Below are 21,832 nucleotides of genomic sequence, written 5' to 3'. Positions count from 1 at the left end.
CTATCACAACCTCACCCATTGAGCGAGGTTGTGAAAACCGGGATTAGTGACCCGGGAAAGGCACCAGGCTGTAGCTGGTAATACCCTGTTTTTCCAGGCGCTGTTCACCGCCGAGATCGAACAGGTTGATGATGAAGGCCGCGTCGGTCACTTCCCCACCCAGACGGCGGATCAGCTTCACGGTCGCTTCAATGGTGCCGCCGGTCGCCAGCAGATCGTCAACCACCAGCACTTTGTCGCCAGGCTTGATCGCGTCAACGTGGATCTCCAGCTGATCGGTGCCGTACTCCAGCTCGTAGCTTTCTGCAATGGTTTCACGCGGCAGCTTGCGCGGCTTACGCACCGGCACAAAACCTACGCCCATCGCCAGCGCAACCGGTGCGCCAAACAGGAAGCCACGGGCTTCGGTACCTACTACTTTGGTGATCCCGGCGTTTTTATAACGCTCGACCAGCAGTTCAATGCTGAGAGCGTACGCTTTCGGGTCTTCCAGCAAGCTGGTGACATCACGGAAAAGAATGCCAGGCTTTGGATAGTCCTGGATGCTTTTGATGCTGTTTTTCAGATATTCAAGCTGCTGTGCAGTTGCGGTCATCGGTTTGTGCCTAAATGAAACAGTGTTACTCACGGCGCGCAACGGGTCGGCAAAGGTAACAATTGTTTAACCTTTAACCAGGCGCGCCTGTGCTCGAAAACGGTCGAATTTACTGGCTGTACGCAATAATTGCAACAGCCATGATAAGGCTTCAGTGCTTTTGTTGCTTTTCATCAACCACGGGGATTCGCCACATGAAGATAAGTAGGCAGGTCAGGATGACCAGCAGCAGGATCCGCACCCACATCATTTTCACCAGCCATAATGAAATGGCGAAGGTGATAAGGATCACCGCGATCGCGCGCGGCTTCGCGCCGGGCGGCATGGCCCGGTGTTTTTGCCAGTGCCGCAGATAGCCGCCAAACCATGAGCGATAGAGCAGCCAGTGGTGAAAACGCGGTGACGAGCGGGCGAAGCACCACGCCGCCAGCAGGATAAACGGCGTGGTCGGCAGCAAGGGTAAAACCACACCCAGCGTGCCAAGCACTACCGCGAGCCAGCCAATGATGATTAAAATAGTACGCTGCATAATGCGAATCGTTATCAAACTGAACGGCTACTTTACCACTGGAGAGCGCCTTGAAAACAGCACTGCTTCTTGAGAGGCTGCAAAATCAGCTGATTGCTCTGCGGGAGCAGGCCACGCCGCTGATGGGGCACGCCACGCTGAAACCGCGCTTTGACCGGCAGCTTTTTCGGACCCGCAGCACCGTTATTCAGGATTACCTGGCTGAAGCGCAGACGAACCTCGACGAGCTTCGCCATGCGGTTGAGCATGAACAGCAGGAACAGGTGGCGTGGCTTGCGGCGCATCTCAGCGAGCAGATCACCGCGCTGCATCGCGAAATCGCCGCCTGGCCGCTGCGCGCCTGGGACAGCGCCTCGCCGGGGCTCGGCAAATGGCAGCGCAAGCGGCTGGAGAACCAGGAGTTTGAACGCCGACTGTTTGAGATGAAGCGCGAACGCGAGGTGCGCCTGAACAACAGCGAAACGCTGGAAGAGCAGCAGCTATTGATGCGCGAGATTAGCGCGCTGGAAGGACGCATCGTCCGCTGCCGTCAGGCGCTGGATGAAATTGAACGCGTCATAGAACGTTTGACCCGTTAACAGGAGCCACACCCATGTCACTGGAAAATGCACCCGATGAGGTCAAGCTGGCCGTCGATTTGATTATGCTGTTGGAGAATCATGATATTCCCGCCGGGACGGTGCTTAAGGCACTGGAGATTGTACGGCGGGATTTTGAGGGGAAACTTACCCCTCACCCTAACCCTCTCCCACAGGGAGAGGGAAAATAGATTAAGCCGGAGTCGGGTCGTCGCCCTTAATGTCGCGCTTCACTTCCGTATGCTCATCACCTTTCTCGTTACGCAGGTGAACCTCAAGCTGGTTGAAGGCGATATTAATATCGTTTTCACGGCACAGACGATCGATAGAGCGGTTAAGCTCATCCACCGTGTAGCTGCGGTCACGCAGTTCACGCACGTATAAACGCAGCTCGTGATCCAGCGTACTCGGCCCAAAGGTGGTGAAGAAGACCGCCGGAGCCGGATCGTGCATCACTTTCGGATGTTCAGACGCCGCCTTCAGCAGCACCTCTTTCACCTTATCCAGATCCGATCCATAGGCCACGCCCAGGCGGATCACCACGCGTGTCACCGTATCCGAGAGCGACCAGTTGATCAGACGCTCGGTCACGAACGCTTTGTTCGGGATGATCACCTCTTTGCGATCGAAGTCGGTGATGGTGGTCGCACGAATACGGATCTTGCTGACCGTTCCCGAGAACGTGCCGATGGTGACGGTATCGCCGATACGTACCGGACGTTCAAAGAGGATGATCAGGCCGGAGACAAAGTTACCGAAGATCTCCTGCAGGCCAAAACCAAGACCGACCGAGAGGGCGGCCGCCAGCCACTGCAGTTTATCCCACGAGACGCCAAGCGAACCAAAGACCGTCATCGCTCCAACAATAATGATGACGTAGTTGAGGATCGTGGTGATGGCGTAGGACGCCCCCTGGCGAAGATTCAGACGTGACAGGAGCAGCACTTCGAGCAGGCCAGGCAGGTTGCGGATCAGCGCCCAGGCGACCACCGACGACACCAGCGCAAACAGCAGGCTGCCCATGGTCACGCTTTTCATGACCGCCGCGCCGGCTTCGGTTCCGTTGTATTGCCAGAGGGTAATACTGTCGAGATAGGCGAAAACGGTAATAAGATCGGACCAGATCGCCCAGAACATCACGGCAAACAGGGCGATCATCACCAGCATGGTGATGCGCAGCGTCTGCTGGTTAACCTGCTCCAGCGCGATGGTCGGCTCTTCCTGCGGCTCCGCGCCCTCGGCCCCCTCTTTCACCTGATGTTGACGACGCGCGATGGCACGGCGATAGGCAATGCGGCGAGCCGCCACGCTCAGGCCGCGCAGTACGGTCTGATAGAGCAGGTTCCAGACGATCACCAGATAGACCGTTTCAATCCAGCGCCCGGACAGGCGCAGCGTGGTATAGAAGTAGCCCGTTGCCGTCAGCACCATCAGCGCCAGCGGAATGATCGCCAGCACGGTCACGGTGGCCAGACGGATATTGTGGGACTCTTTATCACGCCAGCTGTCGCGGCACATCGGCCACATCAGGATAGCAATCAGCAGCAGGTTCAGCAGGATGACCAGCTGGCCCAGCACATCATCCATCAGATGCAGCGGGGAAAGCTCAGAGACAACCGACCAGAAGTGCAGCGGCAGCAGCGCCAGGCTGATGCGCACAATCTGACGACGCCAGTGGCTGGTCAGCTGCGCAGGCATGTTGAAATGACGCACCGCCACGCCGTCTTTTTCCAGCACCTTCCAGCACAGGCCAAACACCAGCCAGAACAGCGCCAGTTTTTTACTGAACGCCCACAGCAGATCGCTGACGTTGAGCTGCATGGTGAGCAGAATCAGACCCACGGCCAGAATAATCAGGCACACCGGCAGGGCGCGAATAAGGTCGATCAGAATCGCTTTTGGCGTATGGAGCTGGCTATCGTTACGCAGCTGCCCCACTTCGGACGCCAGCTTCGCCTGGTATTTTTTCAGCCAGCCCAGACGCCAGCGAATCAGACCTGCGATCAGCAGCAGCGGCAAACCTGCCAGGAAAGCAATCATTACCGCAGGCCAGGCTTTCTCCCAGTTCACGGTGATTTTCATGCTCTTGATCTGCGTTTTCAGCGTCTCAGGGAAGGATTTAATCCAGTCCCAGTCCATCGGTTTGTTGCTGTTTACCCAGAAAATCTGCTGGGTCAGGATCTCCTGCAGACTTTTCGAAACGCTCACCAGCTGCTGCTGGTTGATTTGCAGGTTAATGGCCATCATCAGCTGGTTGCCCAGCTGTTTGTTGAGCTGATCCAGCAGCTCGCGACGCATATCCACGACCTGGAGCAGCGCATCGTGCACTTCCGGGTTCACGTCGCTGGAGTGCCCTTCTTCAATTTTGGCGACAAAGGTATCGCTCTGGAAAAGGGCATCGCGCTGCTGGTTGACGTCAAACTGTTCCAGACGTAAATCCGCAATGCGGTTGGTCATGTCTTCCAGCTCATCGGCAGACGGAAGCGTCTGCTGCTGCTGGTAGAGAATACGCGACAGCAGGAGACTGCCTTTCAGGACCGCGATCTGCTCTTTGATGTTGCGTTCCGCCTGCAGGGCGCGATCCAGCCAGTTCTTCACCTTGATATTTTGCTGAACCAGCGAGTTGCCATTTTCGGTCGCCAGTATCAGGCGCTGGCTAAGCTGGTGGTTGGCCTCGAGTTCCTGCTTCACCAGAGGATTAGCCTGGATGCGGGCGGTTTCGTCAGGGGATACGGCCTCCTGGGCGGTTTTTTCTGTCAGCGTCAGGCGCTTGCTGTTAACCGCTTCCTGCAGCAGCTGTAGCTGGTGCTCCAGACGATTAATGTTCGCGGTGACGTAATCGCGCTGTTTCTGCAGGGTGTCCTGCAGCACCGTATTCCCTTCCAGACTTTTACGCTGCTGTTCAATCTGCGCATTGAGCAACGTCTGCTGCACCAGCAGCAGGGTTTGCTGCGTCGGGCGCAGCGTGCCCTCTCCTACCGTTGTGCCGTTGAGGCGGTTGCGGATCTGCTGCAGCTGCTGAGACGCGGCGTACATCGCATTTTGCACGCGCTCGGGCTGGGTCTGCAGGGAGACAAGCTGGCTGTTGTAGGTGGCGAGATCGGACTGCGCCGTTTGCAGGTCGTCGAGCAGTTGCGCCACGCGCGACTCGAGCTGGCGTAAGGAGAGCGCGGCGAGCGTTTTGCGCGTTTCGTCGTCGTTATCCACGTCGCTCAGGGCATTCAGCGATTCCGTCGCTTTGCGCATGTTTTCTGGGGCCTGGGCCACCTTCTGACGAAGCTGTGCGGTTTCGGCCTTAACGCGTTCAATTTTATCCAGCGTTTCCAGTGTTTCCGTCAGATCCTGCTGCGTCTGTTTTTCCTGAGGAGAGAGTTCTTTTTGTTTGTTCAGCGTGTCGAGCTGCGACTGAACATCCGCACGCGTGGGGATATCGTTGCTGTTGTCGGCGCGGGCCCAGGTCAGCGGCGCCGTGGCGAAGAAAAACAGCATCGCAAAGAGCAATGCAAAAACAGGATGTTGCGAGCGATTGATGGGCAGCATAGTTGTGAATGATGTCAGAAGATGACCGAAAATAGTCCGGCGTGAAGAATATCACGCTCGCCGGAAGCAGAATAGCGCGAACGTGAGCCTCTGAGATAAATCCTGGAAATGAGTCAGGCGGTTAGCGACGGCGCGTCACTGCGCAGCGTCGGGCAGAGCTGTAGCATTTCCAGTAAAATCGCGACGTAGCTGCGGGCCTCCGCTTTAAGATCAAACGACTGTGGCGCAAACAGCCAGTTTTCCATCAGACCGGAAATGTAGCTACGCATCAGAATCGCCGCCCGGCGGGTCAACAGGTTGGCCGGCAGCAGTTTTGCCTGCATGCACTGATTCAGGTTGTATTCAATACGGTCATAGCTCTCCAGGCTGAGGCTGCGTTGTGCCTGCTGAACAATCGCCATCTCGCCCACGAACTCGCATTTATGAAAGATTATTTCCATCATTAATCTGCGACGTTCTTCAACTACCGTAGCTTCAAGGATATATACTAATATTTCTCTCAATACTGAGAGTGGATCGTCAGGGAATTTTGCCCGATACTCACTCTCGAGATCGCTAATGCTGGACTCTGAAAGCTCCCAGATTTCACTGAACAGATCTGACTTGTCTTTAAAATGCCAGTAAATCGCTCCCCGCGTCACACCGGCAGCCTGAGCAATTTGTGCCAGCGAGGTAGATGAAACACCCTGCTGCGAGAACAAACGTATTGCCACATCCAGAATGTGTTGTCGGGTTTCCAGCGCTTGTTGTTTAGTTTTTCGTGCCATAGGTGGGTGAATTTACAGGAGTCAGATTTACATACATTTGTGAATGTATGTACCATAGCATGACGATAATATAAACGCAGCAATGGGTTTTTAGACTCAGGACCCTTGATCAATTTGAAATCGGACACTCGAGGTTTACATATGAACAAAAACAGAGGGTTAACGCCTCTGGCGGTCGTTCTGATGCTCTCAGGCAGCTTAGCGCTAACAGGATGTGACGACAAACCGGCTCAACAAGGAGCTCAGCAGGCGCCAGAAGTAGGCGTTGTGACGCTCAAATCTGAACCTCTACAAATCACCACCGAATTACCCGGCCGTACAAATGCTTACCGCATTGCGGAAGTGCGTCCTCAGGTTAGCGGCATTATCCTGAAACGTAACTTCACCGAAGGCGGTGATGTGAAGGCCGGTGAGTCTCTGTATCAGATTGATCCCGCAACCTATCAGGCGTCTTATGAAAGCGCGAAAGGCGATCTGGCTAAAGCACAGGCCGCGGCTAAAATTGCTCAGCTGACGCTGAACCGCTATCAAAAACTGCTCGGCACTAAGTACATCAGTCAGCAGGATTACGATACCGCCCTGGCGGATGCCCAGCAGGCTAACGCAGCCGTGGTGGCAGCCAAAGCGGCCGTCGAAACCGCGCGCATTAACCTGGCCTATACCAAAGTGACCTCGCCTATCAGCGGTCGTATTGGTAAATCTTCCGTGACGGAAGGGGCTCTGGTGCAGAACGGTCAGACCACTGCGCTGGCGACCGTGCAGCAGCTCGATCCGATCTACGTTGACGTCACGCAGTCCAGCAATGATTTCCTGCGCCTGAAACAGGAGCTGGCTAACGGCACCCTGAAACAGGAAAACGGCAAAGCCAAAGTGGAGCTGATTACCAACGACGGTATCAAGTTCCCGCAGGAAGGTACCCTGGAATTCTCTGATGTGACGGTCGACCAGACCACCGGTTCCATCACCTTACGTGCGATTTTCCCGAACCCTGACAAGAATCTGCTGCCAGGTATGTTCGTTCGCGCGCGTCTGGAAGAAGGAACGAATCCAACCGCACTTCTGGTTCCACAGCAGGGTGTGACCCGTACGCCACGTGGCGATGCGAGCGCGCTGGTTGTCGGAGCAGATGACAAAGTCGAAACGCGCAATATCACCGCCACGCAGGCGATTGGCGATAAATGGCTGGTGACGGAAGGTCTGAAAGATGGCGATCGCGTGATTGTCTCTGGTTTGCAAAAAGTTCGTCCTGGCGCGCAGGTTAAAGCACAGGAAGTGAAATCTGACGATAAACAACAAGCTTCGGCCGCTGGCCAGTCAGAACAAACCAAGTCTTAACTTAAACAGGAGCCGTTAAGACATGCCTAATTTCTTTATCGATCGCCCCATATTTGCGTGGGTGATCGCCATTATCATCATGCTGGCCGGGGGACTTGCGATCCTGAAGCTGCCTGTCGCGCAATATCCAACGATTGCGCCACCGGCGGTGACTATCTCCGCAACCTACCCGGGGGCTGATGCGAAAACGGTGCAGGACACCGTCACTCAGGTTATCGAACAGAACATGAACGGTATCGATAACCTGATGTACATGTCCTCAAACAGTGACTCTACCGGTACAGTTCAGATCACCCTGACCTTCCAGTCAGGTACGGATGCTGACATTGCGCAGGTTCAGGTGCAGAACAAACTGCAGCTGGCGATGCCTCTGCTGCCGCAGGAAGTACAACAGCAGGGTGTGAGCGTCGAGAAATCGTCCAGCAGCTTCCTGATGGTTGTCGGCGTTATCAACACCAACGGCACCATGACGCAGGAGGATATTTCCGACTACGTGGGTGCCAACATGAAGGACGCCATCAGCCGTACTTCCGGTGTGGGTGACGTTCAGCTGTTCGGTTCTCAGTACGCGATGCGTATCTGGATGGATCCGAACAAACTGAACAACTTCCAGCTGACCCCTGTTGACGTGATCAATGCGATTAAAGCGCAGAACGCCCAGGTGGCAGCCGGTCAGTTAGGCGGTACGCCGCCGGTGAAAGGCCAGCAGCTTAACGCCTCGATCATCGCACAGACCCGTCTGACCTCTGCCGATGAGTTCAGCAAAATTCTGCTGAAAGTGAATCAGGACGGTTCCCAGGTTCGCCTGCGCGACGTGGCTAAAGTCGAGCTGGGCGGTGAGAACTACGACATCATCGCGAAGTTCAACGGTAAACCGGCTTCCGGTCTGGGTATCAAACTGGCGACAGGGGCTAACGCCCTGGACACCGCCACGGCGATCCGCGCAGAGCTGAAGAAGATGGAACCGTTCTTCCCGTCAGGTCTGAAAATCGTTTACCCGTATGACACCACGCCGTTCGTCAAAATTTCGATTCACGAAGTGGTTAAAACGCTGGTAGAAGCCATCATCCTGGTGTTCCTGGTGATGTACCTGTTCCTGCAAAACTTCCGCGCGACGCTTATCCCAACGATTGCCGTGCCGGTTGTTCTGCTCGGGACCTTTGCGATCCTGTCGATATTTGGCTACTCGATAAACACCCTGACGATGTTCGGGATGGTGCTCGCCATCGGCCTGCTGGTGGATGACGCCATCGTCGTGGTCGAGAACGTCGAGCGCGTAATGGCGGAAGAAGGTCTGCCGCCGAAGGAAGCGACCCGTAAATCAATGGGTCAGATCCAGGGCGCGCTGGTCGGTATCGCGATGGTGCTGTCTGCGGTATTTATCCCGATGGCCTTCTTCGGGGGCTCTACCGGTGCGATTTACCGTCAGTTCTCGATTACCATCGTTTCCGCGATGGCGCTGTCGGTGCTGGTCGCATTGATCCTGACCCCTGCGCTGTGTGCCACCATGCTGAAGCCGATTCAGAAAGGCGGTCACGGCGAGCATAAAGGGTTCTTCGGCTGGTTTAACCGCATGTTTGATAAGAGCACGCACCACTACACCGACAGCGTGGGCAACATCCTGCGCAGCACCGGTCGTTACCTGCTGCTCTATATCATCATCGTCGTGGGGATGGCGTTCCTGTTCGTTCGTCTGCCAAGCTCGTTCCTGCCGGATGAAGACCAGGGCGTGTTCCTGACGATGGCACAGCTTCCTGCGGGCGCATCGCAAGAGCGTACCCAGAAAGTGCTGGACGAAGTGACGGACTACTACCTCACCAAAGAGAAAGACAACGTTGAATCCGTGTTTGCGGTTAACGGCTTTGGCTTTGCAGGTCGTGGTCAGAACACCGGTATTGCCTTCGTTTCTCTGAAAGACTGGTCTGAACGTCCAGGCAAAGAGAACAAGGTTGAAGCCATTACCGGCCGTGCGATGGGCACCTTCTCGCAGATTAAAGATGCGATGGTGTTCGCCTTCAACCTGCCAGCGATTGTTGAACTGGGTACCGCGACCGGCTTCGACTTCCAGCTTATTGACCAGGGCGGTCTGGGTCACGAAAAACTGACGCAGGCGCGTAACCAGCTCTTTGGCGAAGTGGCTAAGCACCCTGACCTGCTGGTCGGCGTGCGTCCGAACGGCCTGGAAGATACGCCGCAGTACAAAATCGACATCGACCAGGAGAAAGCCCAGGCGCTGGGCGTATCCATCAGTGACATTAATACCACGCTGGGCGCCGCCTGGGGCGGTAGCTACGTTAACGACTTCATCGACCGCGGTCGCGTGAAGAAAGTGTACGTGATGTCCGAGGCGCAATACCGTATGTTGCCAAACGATATCAACAGCTGGTTCGTGCGCGGCAGCAATGGTCAGATGGTACCGTTCTCGGCGTTCTCAACGTCTCGCTGGGAATACGGTTCGCCGCGTCTGGAACGCTATAACGGTCTGCCATCGATGGAGATCCTGGGTCAGGCCGCTCCGGGCCGAAGCACCGGTGAAGCCATGAACCTGATGGAAGAGCTGGCGAGCAAACTGCCTTCGGGGATCGGCTACGACTGGACCGGTATGTCCTATCAGGAACGTCTGTCCGGAAACCAGGCCCCTGCCCTGTACGCGATTTCACTGATCGTCGTCTTCCTGTGTCTGGCAGCGCTGTACGAGAGCTGGTCAATTCCGTTCTCCGTTATGCTGGTGGTACCGCTTGGGGTTATCGGTGCGCTGCTTGCGGCAACGTTCCGCGGACTGACCAACGACGTGTACTTCCAGGTAGGCCTGCTGACAACCATTGGCTTGTCGGCGAAGAACGCGATACTTATCGTTGAATTCGCCAAAGATCTGATGGAGAAAGAAGGTAAAGGTCTGATTGAGGCGACGCTTGAGGCTGTTCGTATGCGTCTGCGCCCAATCCTGATGACATCACTGGCGTTTATCCTCGGCGTACTGCCGCTGGTTATCAGCTCCGGTGCTGGCTCCGGTGCGCAGAACGCGGTTGGTACAGGCGTTATGGGTGGTATGGTTACCGCAACCGTACTCGCTATCTTCTTCGTACCGGTGTTCTTCGTGGTGGTTCGCCGCCGCTTCAGCCGGAAAAATGAGGATATTGAACACACGCATTCGGTAGAACCTCACTGATACCGGTTTCACATGATAAAAAGGCCGCATTAGCGGCCTTTTTCATTTTCAGAAAAAATCATAAATTACGCTTATTGTGGTTCTATTTATTTTCTGCCATCTTAATTAGACATATCATAATTAACTGATAACTTAATCGGTGAATTCAGGATTTTTTTAATTTCATTTCCCCGCTTAAGCTATTAGGAATATTCCTAATAAGAAGTTCTGACAAAGAGAAGTTCGAATCTGAACTTTTCAGGCCGTTTTGCTAAGCCAATGAAACGTAAGGAAGCGATAAAAAATCGCGTTAATTTGGATAAAAAAAGGGTGTCCAGGACGGAACATTGCGTACATGCTCGCAGTCTACGGTTTTATTTGTAATTTTTCGTAATAGCGCGATGAAATCCAGGAAGGAGTGGCTTATAGTTAAGTTATCAGGAACACAGCACTCATGTAGCTAAGTCAGTTGTATCCATCCCGACTATGATGTTCGGTGAGTAAGAAATCACTCAGAAGGGGATGCGCTATGGACGAGTACTCGCCAAAAAGGCATGATATCGCGCAGTTGAAATTTCTCTGCGAATCCTTGTACCATGACTGCCTTGCCAACCTTGATGAAAGTAACCATGGCTGGGTAAACGACCCAACGTCTGCCATCAATTTACAGTTGAATGAGCTGATAGAGCATATCGCAACCTTCGCACTTAATTATAAAATTAAGTACAATGAAGATAATAAGCTCATTGAGCAAATTGATGAATACCTGGACGACACCTTTATGTTGTTCAGTAGTTACGGCATTAACGCCCAGGATTTGCAAAAATGGCGTAAATCGGGAAACCGGCTATTCCGCTGTTTCGTCAACGTGAGCAGAGCTAACCCGGTTAGTCTTTCCTGTTAAAATTATTACAATTACTAAGGTGAATTTATGTCTGATAAACCACTCACAAAAATCGATTATTTGATGCGCTTACGACGTTGTCAGTCAATTGACACGCTCGAACGCGTCATTGAAAAGAATAAATACGAGCTTTCTGATAATGAACTGGCCGTATTTTATTCAGCCGCGGACCATCGTCTTGCTGAACTGACCATGAATAAGCTGTATGACAAAATCCCTACTTCTGTATGGAAATTTGTCCGTTAATGTTTGAAGGGTGTCTGTAGAGTTCTACGCCACGTTCTAAGCTGTTTTTACCTATCCCGTTATGCTCCCTGTGCCCAGGCCAGGTCTCCGTGTAAAACGTGTTTATCAGCAACATTGTTGTGACGCCAGTCACATCGGCTTTTCGGGAACGTTCCCCTCCTGGCCTGTTCCTATTACTCTGCGGTAATCTTTTCCAGAGAGGTTTCCTATGAGCGTAGAAAAACAGAAGATGATTGCCGGTGAACACTACCGCCCCGGCGATGAGACGTTACGGGCCGACAGACTGCGGGCCCGCCATCTGGTGTACCGCTATAACCACACCGCGCCCGATGAAAAGACAGAACGCCAGAACATCCTGGCGGAACTGCTGGGGCAAAGCGAAGGCGCTTATATCGAACCGAGCTTCCGCTGCGACTATGGATATAACATCTCTCTGGGTAAAAACTTTTACGCGAACTTCGACTGCGTGATGCTGGATGTCTGCCCCGTTCGTATCGGCGATAACTGCATGCTCGCGCCGGGTGTACATATTTATACGGCCACCCATCCGCTGGATGCAGAGGAACGGAACAGCGGCGTGGAGTTTGGCAAACCCGTCACCATTGGGAATAATGTCTGGATCGGTGGTCGGGCGGTTATTAACCCTGGCGTCACCATTGGTGATAATGTGGTGGTGGCCTCCGGAGCCGTGGTGACGAAAGACGTCCCGGCTAACGTTGTCGTGGGCGGCAATCCGGCAAAAATCATCAAAACGCTGTGAGGGAGTGGGGAGCCAACTGTTATGGTCTTTTAGCACCAGACTGTTACTTTTTTCAGCCCAATGGCTCCCCTAAAATTGGCAGACACCCTGTATTGTCAACTCTCATAAAGGCAAAAAATGACCGAGATACAGCGCCTGCTCACCGCCACCATCGACGATCTTAACCTCCGCGAAAAGCGCGACAATCGCCCGCGCTTTAGCATTAGCTTTATTCGCAAACATCCTGGACTGTTTGTCGCCATGTATGCCGCCTGGCTGGCGACGCTTATTGTGATGCTGAAGTCTGAAACACTGGTGGACTCCGTCTGGCTGCTGGTTGTGCTGTTTGTGGTCTTTAACGCCTTTTTCTTTTTCGACGTGAATCCGCGCTACCGTTACGAAGATATCGACGTCCTCGATTTCCGGGTCTGCTATAACGGCGAATGGTACAACACGCGTTACGTGCCAGAAGAGCTGATCGACAGCATTCTGCACTCTCCGGCCGTTGAAACCGTGCAAAAAGAGAAGCTGCAGAAAATGGTCTCTACCAAAGGTCAGCTCTCTTTCTATGACGTCTTTACCCTTTCGCGCCCTGCTGCTGCGTAATTAACGCCTGCAGACGCCGGATCCCCGGCGCAAACTGAGAAGCAGAGGTATTGCCGTAACCTAAAACCAGACCGGTTTGCCCCTGCTTCGCCTCCAGGTAGTACCCGCTCAATGCAGCGGGTGCCAGCTGAAACGCCCTCGCCTGCTCCACCAGTTTCTGGTCATCAATATCGTCTATCGCCAGCGTCAGATGCATCCCGCCTTCACCGGCCAGAATACGGTGCGGCGCATGAAGCTCTGCGCCCAGCACCTCTCGCAGCTGGCGGTATCGTTTACGATAGAGCCGACGCATGGCGGCAAGATGACGGGCATAGTGACCTTCTTCGATAAACAGCGCCAGCGTGCGCTGTTCGGCACGATGCCCACCGCGCAACAGCGAGCCGATGGCCGAACGAACCGCCTTCGCCAGCGCAGGCGGCAAGACCATGAACCCTATTCGGAGCGACGGAAACAGCGTTTTACTGAACGTCCCGAGATAAACCACGGGTGCGTTGTTGACCATTCCCAGCATCGCCGGCACGGGCTCACCGGCATAACGGAATTCGCTGTCGTAATCGTCTTCTATGATCCACGCGTTGTGCTGCCGGGCGAGCTCCAGCAGCGCCAGACGCCGTCGGGCGCTGAGCACGCTTCCGTAGGGGAACTGGTGTGAAGGTGAGGTAAAAATTAACGAGGGAGAAGGGGCATTCAGTCCCTCCCAGCACATCCCCTCGTCATCAACCGGGATCCCCGTCATGGTCAGGCCGGTTTTAACAAACGCGCTTTTTGCCCCGCTATAGCCGGGGTTTTCTACCCAGGCGATATCCCCCGGCTCACTCAGCAGCATTGTGCACAGGTTGACGCCCTCAAGCGCGCCTTCCGTGATCACAATCTGGCTCGCGTCGCAGTCGATACCGCGAGACAGGGCGAGATGCCGGGCAATCGCTGCCCGCAGCGACGGTTCACCGGCCGGGTCGCCATACCCCAGCAGGGCATTTCCCTCCTCCCGCATCACGCGATCGTACAATCGCCGCCACAGCGGCAGAGGGAAATAGTTGATGGCGGGTGTCCCCGGCGTAAATGCCAGTACCGGGGTATCCCGCTGCACCGGCGCAGGCAGCAGGCCAACCCGCCGGGCGAGCCTGATGTCAGGGTCCGGCAATGTCCGGGTGGCCGAACGGTAAGCCAGCTGTGCCACCCGCGTTCCCTGGCGGTTACGCTGCAAATACCCTTCCAGCGTGAGCTGGTCCAGCGACGCATTGACGGTATTGCGGGAAAGGGAGAGCTGCTGGGCCAGCGTTCGCGAACCGGGAAGCTGGCTGCCGGACAGGAGTCTTCCGCACAGAATCGCCTCCCGTAAAGCAAGATAAAGCGCGCGCTGGAGCGTCTCTTCCCCGCGTTTTTTCAGGGCTGCGTTGAGCAAGGTATAAAATTCATCACCCGGTATATTCATCTCGCCTCCTCGTGGCACCATCAAAACATAGCGCAGTGGTTCTTTTTAAGGAACCAGCAATTCACTAGTCTGAAACTCTTTTCAACGTCACGGAAATTAAGATGAAGACATTCAATCAGTTCGGACAGCCAGTGGGCGAAGCGCTTAGCGACTGGCAACCTCGTCAGCCCCCATCCCGGGTCGTGCTTCAGGGCCAGTATTGTCGCCTTGAACCGCTGCGCGTGGAGCATGCCAACGCGCTGTTCTCCGCCTATTCCCTGGCCGGAGATACGCGCAGCTGGACATGGCTGCTGCGTGAACCCGACGCTACCGCAGAGGAGTTTGCCGAATGGGTGGCGAGCGTAAGTGAGTTATCCGACCCCATACACTTTACCGTTATCGATAACCGGACTCAGTCACCCGTTGGAACGCTGTCCCTGATGCGGATCGATCCTAAAAACGGGGTCGTGGAGGTGGGGCACGTTCACTTCTCGCCTCTTTTAAGCCGCACGCCCATGTCGACAGAGGCGCAATATCTGCTGATGCGGTATGTGTTCGATACCCTGGGCTACCGGCGTTATGAGTGGAAGTGCAATAGCCTGAACGAGCCTTCCCGCAAGGCCGCCCTGCGTCTGGGTTTTCAGTTTGAGGGGCGTTTTCGTCAGGCGCTGGTGATTAAAGGCCATAACCGGGATACCGACTGGTTTTCGATTCTCGATAAAGAGTGGCCGACGCTGGCGAACGCCTTTGAAAGCTGGCTTGCCACCGACAATTTTACTGCCGATGGCAAACAGAAAAGATCCCTGGAAAGCTGGCGAGAAACGCGCGTTTAGCGTCTTTTTTTACGTCCCTGAACCGCCTTAAAGCGCGGATTGGATTTGCAAATCACGTACAAGCGTCCCTTGCGTTTGACTATCTGGCAATCCGGGTGACGCTGTTTTGCACTGCGCAATGAGTTAAGTACCTGCATGGTTAGCCCCGCTTCGCATTGAGAAAACCACCAAAACGCTTGCGGAAGCGCGCTGCGCTACCGTCCGTGGAGAACGTTTTCTGCTTACCGGTATAAAACGGGTGCGATTTTGAAGAAACCTCGATGGTGATGTACGGATACGTTTCACCGTCGAGTTCAATTTCGCGGTCGGTCTTAATGGTTGAGCCCACTTTGAAGTATTCATTCGCGCTGGTGTCATGGAAGACCACGGTGCGATAGGCGGGATGGATATTGGGTTTCATCGTCAATCCTTTATGTTTTGTTATAACATAACAAAATAATATCCAGGCCAGATTCAAAAAACAACCCCTCCCCTTTGATGATATTTTCTGGTTTACCTGAGATAAAATGAAAACCAGGCCACCCACGTGCTATAACTATATCATTTCGCGGTAAAATCTTTCTCTTCAGGCAGGGAACTCAGTGCTCAGGAACGGGTATACGAGGAAGGACACGACAGCATGAAAACCCGACATCTGGTCAGTCTGGTGACTGGCGTACTCATCTTTTCCGTGCTGGTCCCCATTTGCCTGAGCATCTGGCTGGCCCATCGCCAGGCGGAAGATAAATTTGTCGATGCGCTGGAAAACTATGCCTCACGCGTGCTGATACGCACCGACAAGGTCGTGGATCAGGCGAAAGAAGCGCTTAATCATCTGCAGGCCTTTGAGGGCGTGCCGTGCAGCCCGTTGCAGTTAAGAGAGATGCGACGGGTCGCTTTCTCGTGGCGATACGTTCAGGAAGTGATTTATATCGACAACCTCAGGCCGCTCTGCTCCTCTCTTGAGCAAACCAGCCATGCCGCCCCTTTCCCCCCGCCGATGCGCATTACCGAAGACGGTTACAGCGCATGGCTGACCACGCAAAACGATCTTGGGTTTCATCGCTACATGGCCGTGCTGGGGCAAGGTCATTACCTTGTCCTGGTCGATCCGGCCTCACTGGTGGATGTCATCCCTTTCGGCGAGATAGCGATTGATGCTGCCCTGGTAGGAAGCACAACACACCGTATCTTCGCCAGCAGCAGTACACTCGATCCGCATATCCGTGACATGATCAAAGGTCAGGCGATGACCAGCATACAATACGACGGTTCAATGTACGTTATGAAGCCTGTACCTGAACTGGGGTTTACCGTTGTCGCATGGGCTACGCTCAAACCGCTGGCGGAAACCTGGCACCGGCAGCTGCTTTTATGGCTGCCCTTCGGCGTCCTGATAAGCCTGCTTGCCGCGCTCTTTGTCCTGCGGATACTGCGTCGCATCCAGTCGCCGCGCAACCGCCTGCTTGACGCCATTAACAGCCGCGATTTTGTGGTTCACTATCAGCCCATCGTGGCGCTGTGTAGCGGAAAAATTGTCGGCGCAGAAGCGCTGACGCGCTGGCCGCAGCCGGACGGAAGCAGCCTCTCGCCTGATATTTTTATTCCCCTTGCTGAGCAAACCGGGCTTATCTCCCAGCTGACGCAGCTCGTTATCGAAAAAGTGTTCGAGGATATGGGCAGTTGGCTGCATCTTCATCCCGATCAGCATATCTCCATCAACCTCGCGCCCGCCGATTTGACCTCCGGCACGCTGCCGCCGCTGCTGAGTCACTTGCTAAACAAATGGAAGGTCCATCCGGGCCAAATCGCCCTTGAGGTCACCGAGCGCGGCTTTGCCGATCCCAAAATCAGCGCGCCGGCAATCGCCGCATTCCGCCGTTCGGGGCACCCTGTCTATATTGATGATTTTGGTACGGGCTATTCCAGCCTGAGCTATCTGCAGGATCTGGATGTCGACACGCTAAAAATTGATAAATCGTTCGTGGATGCGCTGGAGTACAAAAACGTGACGCCACATATAATTGAAATGGCGAAGTCGCTGAAGCTGGCGATGGTGGCGGAAGGCGTCGAGACCGCCGGGCAGCTCGCCTGGCTGCACCAGCACGGCGTGCAGTACGGGCAGGGCTGGTACTACAGCAAAGCGCTGCCGAAAATGGAATTTATCCTTTGGGCAGAGAATAACCTCGGCACGCACGCTACTTAAGATAGGATTTGATCACCTGCAGCACCACGCCAAGATCGGCTTCACGCTGCGCTTCTTCAGGTTCTTTCACCACATGATCGGTTAAATGCCCTTCGATCACCTGCATCATCATGCCGTTGACCGCCCCGCGGATCGCCGCCAGCTGCTGTAACACCTCGGCGCATTCGTGATCGCTGTTCAGCATTTTCTCCAGGGCGTTGCTCTGCCCCTGAATTTTCTTCAGCCGAGTCAGTAACATTTTCTTGTCGCGAACGGTATGTGACATCTCTCTATCCCTTATTTTTGGCTTTTAAAGCATAACACGCTCTACTCCCCCTGAGTATTTTTCTACTGGGGGGTAGTATTACCCTACTGGGGGGGAGTAGTATTTGCAGACATTTTCCACGCCGGAATCCCCCATGACCGATTTTGCTTCACTTCTGCAGCAGGGTAATGCCTGGCTGTTTGTTCCCAGCGCCATCCTGCTTGGCGCGCTGCATGGCCTGGAACCGGGCCACTCAAAGACCATGATGGCCGCCTTTATCGTGGCTATCCGCGGTACGCTGAAACAGGCGGTCCTGCTCGGCCTGGCGGCCACGCTTTCCCATACGGCAGTGGTCTGGATTATCGCCATGGCGGGTTTATGGTTTGGGCGGGGATGGGATGCGCATACGTCTGAACCCTGGTTCCAGCTGATCTCAGGGGTATTGATCGTTGCGATCGCCCTGTGGATGGCGTGGCGAACCTGGAAAGAGAGCCAGCCACACGATCATCATCACGACCATGATCATCACCACCACCATGATCATGACCATCATCATGAGCATCACTACCACGAACACCCGCTGGTTGAAGAGGAGCGGCAGGACGCCCACCAGCGCGCGCACGCGCAGGATATCAACCGGCGCTTTAGCGGACAAAACGTCACCACAGGACAGATCGTCATGTTTGGCCTGACCGGCGGGCTTATCCCCTGCCCGGCATCCATCACCGTTCTGCTGATCTGCCTGCAGCTGAAGCATTTTGCCCTCGGCGCGACGCTGGTGTTCAGCTTCAGTATTGGTCTGGCGTTAACCCTGGTGGCTTCCGGCGCAATTGCCGCCTTAAGCCTCAAGCACGCGACAAAACGCTGGCCCGGGTTTAACGAGCTTTCCCGTAAAGCGCCGTGGATTTCCGCTGCGCTGATTACCGTAGTAGGAATTTATATGAGCCTGCACGGTCTGAGCGGCATTCTGGCGTAAGCCTGCGGCCACGCCCTGTGGCCGCATCTCAATGATCCGTTAAGGATTTTGCTGCCAGCTAAAGGTGTAGCGGAGCTGGCGTGTCTGCAGAATGAATTCCGGTGAAACGCTGGGGCTCCAGGAATCGTCGCCGCCCACGCCCATATGGAAAGCATCGAGGTTGAGCCAGCACCCCGGCTCTTCCCGCAGCAGATGGTGATGGGTTGTCTCGCGCAGCTGCTGCTGGCTGTAGCGGCTCACCGAGAAATGGAACCGGCCAAGTAGCTGATGCATTCCCAGCGCCAGCTCCCGCGTATCACAGCGCAAACCATTTTCCGTCGGGAAAATATACGGGGTGTGCATCTCCGTCAGGGGTAATGTCCAGCGTCCCTGCTGTGCCGCCAGCGTTCTGTCCGGGTAGTTTTCATGCGGCCCCAGCCCCAGCCAGGACACATTTTCCGGCGTTTCGGCGAGATGAACGCTCAGGCCAATACGTGCGGGTTCCGGGATATCGGACGCAATATCCACCTGAATATCGCCGTGCAGCCTCCCGTGGTCATCCACCCGCCAGACTTTACGGCTCAGGAACAGCGTTTTGCCATGATACTCCCCGACGTGAAGGGTATTGACCACGACTTCGCCCGCATGCTGCTCTGCCTCACAGTAAAGAACGCGTGAGGTGAAATTGTACATGCCCGCCGCTTTCCAGCGTTCAACCCAGGCATTCGGATCGATCCTCGTCGCTTCACTCACGCCAATATCATTGTCCAGCGGCGCACGGCTGACGTTATCCGTCAGAGGTGACATCAGCGTTTCCACGCCATTTCGCCACCATTGGGTCAGGTTTCCGGATGCAAGATCGAACTGCCAGCGCTGTTGACCATGCGCGATCGCCAGGATGCGGTCGTTTTGCGTCAAAACCGGCGGCTCGCCCGCAGAGGCTGGCGGTGCGACAAACAGCGGAGACGGAAGCGGCCACTGCTCCCACGCGCAGCGATGGTCAGCCGGTGACCACGGCGTTGCACGCGGCTGGCGCACTTCAATATTCAGCCAGACTTCCCCCGGTTCGGCTTTCAATTCTGGCAGAGCGATCTCCAGACGCTGAGCGCCTTCAGGGGCTATCGCCAGCGTCACCTCGCCCGAAGCCAGCACCTCCCCATCCCGGGCGACCGTCCAGCTCAGCACCTCGTTATCGGTATGGCGGAACAGGTAACCGCTTTGCACCTCAATCACCAGCGGAGAGGTGCTGACCCGCGTAAAGGTGAAGAACTGCTGCGCGCGCTGCGCCTCGTACAGCGCCGGGTGCGGCGTGCGATCGGGGAAGACCAGCCCATTCAGGCAGAACTGTCGGTCGTTTGGCTTATCGCCAAAGTCCCCGCCGTATGCCCAGAACGAATTGCCCTCTTCATCTTGCTTCGTCAGAGCCTGATCGACCCAGTCCCAGACAAATCCCCCCTGCAACCGAGGGTGGCTGCGAAACGCCTGCCAGTACTTCGCGAACCCGCCGAAGCTGTTCCCCATCGCGTGGGCGTATTCGCAGAGGATCAGCGGGCGTGTTTCATCCGGCATGCCGATCCATTTCTTGATTGACCATTTAGGCACTGCCGGGAAGGGCTGATCCTGATCGACCCGGGCATACATCGGACAGACAATATCGGTCGCCGCCGTGTTCGCGCCGCCACCTTCATACTGCACCGGACGCGTCGGATCCGTGGATTTCACCCAGCGGTACAGCGCGTCGTGGTTTGCACCGTGCCCGGACTCATTGCCCAGCGACCAGATGATAATTGAGGGATGATTACGATCGCGCTGCACCATACGGGTCACGCGCTCGCTCATGGCGGGCAGCCAGCGCGGATCGTCAGCAAGGCGGCTCATCGGCACCATGCCGTGGGTTTCGATGTTGGCTTCGTCAACAACGTACAGCCCATAGCGGTCGCAAAGCCGGTACCACAGCGGATGATTCGGGTAGTGCGAGCAGCGCACGGCGTTGAAGTTGTGCTGCTTCATGATCTCGATATCGCGACGCATCGTCGCTTCGTCCATCACCTGGCCGTTTTCCGGATGATGCTCGTGCCGGTTAACCCCGCGGATCAACAGCGGTTTACCGTTGAGCTTCAGCAGGCCGTTGCTGATGTCAACCCGGCGGAAGCCGACATCGCAGGCTTCCGTCTCCAGCACGGTGCCCTGCGCATCCAAAAGCGCGATCGTCAGGCGATAGAGTTCCGGGGTTTCTGCACTCCATAACGCCGGGGCTGTAACCGGGATCGCCGCCGTTAACCGCTCGGCCCAGTTGCCGCGCTCGTCCACAATGGCAGAGCCTGGCCGTTGGGTAGTGCTGCCACAGCGTTCACCGTTGCGCCACAGCGTTATCGCCACGTCGCACTCCGCGTAGTCAGCGCCTGTCAACGCGACCTCAACTTTCAGCACCGCGCGGTCCAGCTCCGCATTCAGATCGGTGACCACATGATAATCCGCAATGTGCGTCTCCGGCTTATGCAGCAGGGAGACATCACGGAAAATGCCGCTCATGCGCCACATGTCCTGATCTTCCAGATAGCTGCCGTCACACCAGCGCAAGACCATGACCGCCAGGCGGTTCTGCCCGGGGCGTAATGCCGCCGAGAGGTCAAACTCGGCGGGCAATCGACTGTCCTGGGAATAGCCTATCCACTGCCCGTTACACCACAGATGGAACGCCGAGTTCACGCCATCAAAAATTATTCGGGTTTGCCCGCTCTGAAGCCAGGCGTCATCCACGTCGAATGTGAGCGAGTAACAACCTGTCGGGTTTTCCTGCGGTACAAAAGGCGGGTTAACGGGGATCGGATAGGTGACATTGGTATAGATGGGCGTGTCGACCCCCTGCATCTGCCAGTTAGACGGCACGGGCATCGCGACGACATCAGCGCAATCTTCGGTGACCCATGCCTGAGGAACCCGCTCGGGAGCAGAAAAGTAGCTAAACCGCCAGATCCCGTTGAGGGAGCGCCTGCTGAGGGATCCAGCGTCATCCCTGGCGGAAGATTCATTACGCCAGCTGTGCAACGGCGCGTGTGCGGGCAGGCGGTTCCACTGGGTAACGCCGGGGTTTTCCCAGTCCCGACGGGCCAGGATGTCGCTGAGGGTCAGCGAAGGTGTATGAGACATATCAACCTCTTTGCGAAGCGCTCACAATTTTGGTTAACATGCCCTGGCACTCTGCGACGGTAAAGCG

Annotated in this window: 20 protein-coding genes; 11 read left to right on the top strand and 9 right to left on the bottom strand. The window is 55.5% G+C overall.

All coding sequences use genetic code 11. The features are described from left to right. Window positions 1–43: 43 nt before the first annotated feature. Both apt and ACMGGQ_RS03225 read right to left on the bottom strand, forming a co-directional pair. Window positions 44–595 (bottom strand): adenine phosphoribosyltransferase, encoded by a 552-nt coding sequence (gene apt / locus ACMGGQ_RS03230; protein WP_000127359.1) that lies wholly within the window; start codon window positions 593–595, stop codon window positions 44–46. A 151-nt stretch (window positions 596–746) separates the two neighbouring features. Further along, a complete protein-coding gene (locus tag ACMGGQ_RS03225; RefSeq protein ID WP_013095896.1) occupies window positions 747–1,124 on the bottom strand; it encodes a DUF454 family protein in 378 nt (125 codons plus the stop codon). A gap of 50 nt (window positions 1,125–1,174) precedes the next feature. Here ACMGGQ_RS03225 and priC point away from each other — a divergent pair, with 50 nt between their 5' ends. After that, on the top strand, window positions 1,175–1,702 hold the full coding sequence (gene priC, locus ACMGGQ_RS03220; protein ID WP_048030115.1) for a primosomal replication protein N'': 528 nt from the start codon (window positions 1,175–1,177) through the stop codon (window positions 1,700–1,702). 14 nt (window positions 1,703–1,716) lie between these two features. Continuing rightward, window positions 1,717–1,893 carry a pleiotropic regulatory protein RsmS gene (gene rsmS / locus ACMGGQ_RS03215; RefSeq protein ID WP_420289576.1) on the top strand — a complete coding sequence of 59 codons (177 nt, stop codon included), beginning with the start codon at window positions 1,717–1,719 and terminating at the stop codon, window positions 1,891–1,893. Window position 1,894: 1 nt separating this feature from the next. Here rsmS and mscK read toward each other — a convergent pair whose 3' ends face one another. Both mscK and acrR read right to left on the bottom strand, forming a co-directional pair. After that, a complete protein-coding gene (gene mscK, locus ACMGGQ_RS03210; RefSeq protein WP_420289575.1) occupies window positions 1,895–5,242 on the bottom strand; it encodes a mechanosensitive channel MscK in 3,348 nt (1,115 codons plus the stop codon). Between the two features lie 113 nt (window positions 5,243–5,355). Then, on the bottom strand, window positions 5,356–6,009 hold the full coding sequence (gene acrR / locus ACMGGQ_RS03205; protein ID WP_048225918.1) for a multidrug efflux transporter transcriptional repressor AcrR: 654 nt from the start codon (window positions 6,007–6,009) through the stop codon (window positions 5,356–5,358). 141 nt (window positions 6,010–6,150) lie between these two features. Between acrR and acrA the strand changes: the two genes are divergently transcribed. The 6 genes from acrA to ACMGGQ_RS03175 all read left to right on the top strand — a co-directional run bounded on the left by acrA (window position 6,151) and on the right by ACMGGQ_RS03175 (window position 12,987). Next, on the top strand, window positions 6,151–7,344 hold the full coding sequence (gene acrA / locus ACMGGQ_RS03200; RefSeq protein ID WP_045909753.1) for a multidrug efflux RND transporter periplasmic adaptor subunit AcrA: 1,194 nt from the start codon (window positions 6,151–6,153) through the stop codon (window positions 7,342–7,344). Between the two features lie 22 nt (window positions 7,345–7,366). Next, a complete protein-coding gene (gene acrB / locus ACMGGQ_RS03195; protein WP_045909754.1) occupies window positions 7,367–10,513 on the top strand; it encodes a multidrug efflux RND transporter permease subunit AcrB in 3,147 nt (1,048 codons plus the stop codon). 508 nt (window positions 10,514–11,021) lie between these two features. Beyond that, the gene (gene tomB / locus ACMGGQ_RS03190) at window positions 11,022–11,396 is read left to right on the top strand and encodes an Hha toxicity modulator TomB (protein WP_008499288.1); all 375 of its coding nucleotides are present in this window, start codon (window positions 11,022–11,024) and stop codon (window positions 11,394–11,396) included. A gap of 27 nt (window positions 11,397–11,423) precedes the next feature. Continuing rightward, window positions 11,424–11,642 (top strand): HHA domain-containing protein, encoded by a 219-nt coding sequence (locus ACMGGQ_RS03185; RefSeq protein WP_008499287.1) that lies wholly within the window; start codon window positions 11,424–11,426, stop codon window positions 11,640–11,642. A gap of 208 nt (window positions 11,643–11,850) precedes the next feature. After that, entirely contained in the window at window positions 11,851–12,402 is a 552-nt protein-coding gene (gene maa, locus ACMGGQ_RS03180; RefSeq protein ID WP_045909755.1) for a maltose O-acetyltransferase, read from the top strand. Window positions 12,403–12,519: 117 nt separating this feature from the next. Further along, on the top strand, window positions 12,520–12,987 hold the full coding sequence (locus ACMGGQ_RS03175; protein ID WP_045909756.1) for a YlaC family protein: 468 nt from the start codon (window positions 12,520–12,522) through the stop codon (window positions 12,985–12,987). Here ACMGGQ_RS03175 and ACMGGQ_RS03170 read toward each other — a convergent pair. After that, complete coding sequence (locus ACMGGQ_RS03170; protein WP_420289574.1) at window positions 12,959–14,419, bottom strand: PLP-dependent aminotransferase family protein; 1,461 nt, start codon at window positions 14,417–14,419, stop codon at window positions 12,959–12,961. The genes ACMGGQ_RS03175 and ACMGGQ_RS03170 overlap by 29 nt on opposite strands. Before the next feature lie 101 nt (window positions 14,420–14,520). On the opposite strand from ACMGGQ_RS03170, the gene ACMGGQ_RS03165 reads away from it, so the two are divergent. After that, on the top strand, window positions 14,521–15,231 hold the full coding sequence (locus ACMGGQ_RS03165) for a GNAT family N-acetyltransferase (RefSeq protein ID WP_420289573.1): 711 nt from the start codon (window positions 14,521–14,523) through the stop codon (window positions 15,229–15,231). Here the strand turns inward: ACMGGQ_RS03165 and ykgO are convergent. Further along, entirely contained in the window at window positions 15,228–15,368 is a 141-nt protein-coding gene (gene ykgO, locus ACMGGQ_RS03160; RefSeq protein WP_003859006.1) for a type B 50S ribosomal protein L36, read from the bottom strand. The two genes, ACMGGQ_RS03165 and ykgO, sit on opposite strands and share 4 nt — an antisense overlap. 2 nt (window positions 15,369–15,370) lie before the next feature. Further along, window positions 15,371–15,631, bottom strand: a complete 261-nt coding sequence (locus tag ACMGGQ_RS03155) for a type B 50S ribosomal protein L31 (protein WP_006176933.1) — start codon at window positions 15,629–15,631, stop codon at window positions 15,371–15,373. A 219-nt stretch (window positions 15,632–15,850) separates the two neighbouring features. Here ACMGGQ_RS03155 and ACMGGQ_RS03150 point away from each other — a divergent pair, with 219 nt between their 5' ends. Further along, window positions 15,851–17,416 carry an EAL domain-containing protein gene (locus ACMGGQ_RS03150; RefSeq protein WP_262780389.1) on the top strand — a complete coding sequence of 522 codons (1,566 nt, stop codon included), beginning with the start codon at window positions 15,851–15,853 and terminating at the stop codon, window positions 17,414–17,416. Here ACMGGQ_RS03150 and ACMGGQ_RS03145 read toward each other — a convergent pair. Further along, window positions 17,409–17,681 (bottom strand): metal/formaldehyde-sensitive transcriptional repressor, encoded by a 273-nt coding sequence (locus ACMGGQ_RS03145; RefSeq protein ID WP_024906840.1) that lies wholly within the window; start codon window positions 17,679–17,681, stop codon window positions 17,409–17,411. The two genes, ACMGGQ_RS03150 and ACMGGQ_RS03145, sit on opposite strands and share 8 nt — an antisense overlap. A gap of 133 nt (window positions 17,682–17,814) precedes the next feature. Here ACMGGQ_RS03145 and ACMGGQ_RS03140 point away from each other — a divergent pair, with 133 nt between their 5' ends. Further along, complete coding sequence (locus ACMGGQ_RS03140; protein ID WP_420289572.1) at window positions 17,815–18,636, top strand: nickel/cobalt efflux protein RcnA; 822 nt, start codon at window positions 17,815–17,817, stop codon at window positions 18,634–18,636. Window positions 18,637–18,675: 39 nt separating this feature from the next. Here ACMGGQ_RS03140 and ACMGGQ_RS03135 read toward each other — a convergent pair whose 3' ends face one another. Beyond that, window positions 18,676–21,765, bottom strand: a complete 3,090-nt coding sequence (locus tag ACMGGQ_RS03135) for a beta-galactosidase (protein WP_420289571.1) — start codon at window positions 21,763–21,765, stop codon at window positions 18,676–18,678. Between the last annotated feature and the right edge of the window lie 67 nt (window positions 21,766–21,832).

This window comes from Enterobacter sp. BNK-13, from assembly GCF_048685015.1.
Lineage (GTDB): Bacteria > Pseudomonadota > Gammaproteobacteria > Enterobacterales > Enterobacteriaceae > Enterobacter > Enterobacter quasiroggenkampii.
This window is presented reverse-complemented; position numbering and strand designations above follow the sequence as displayed.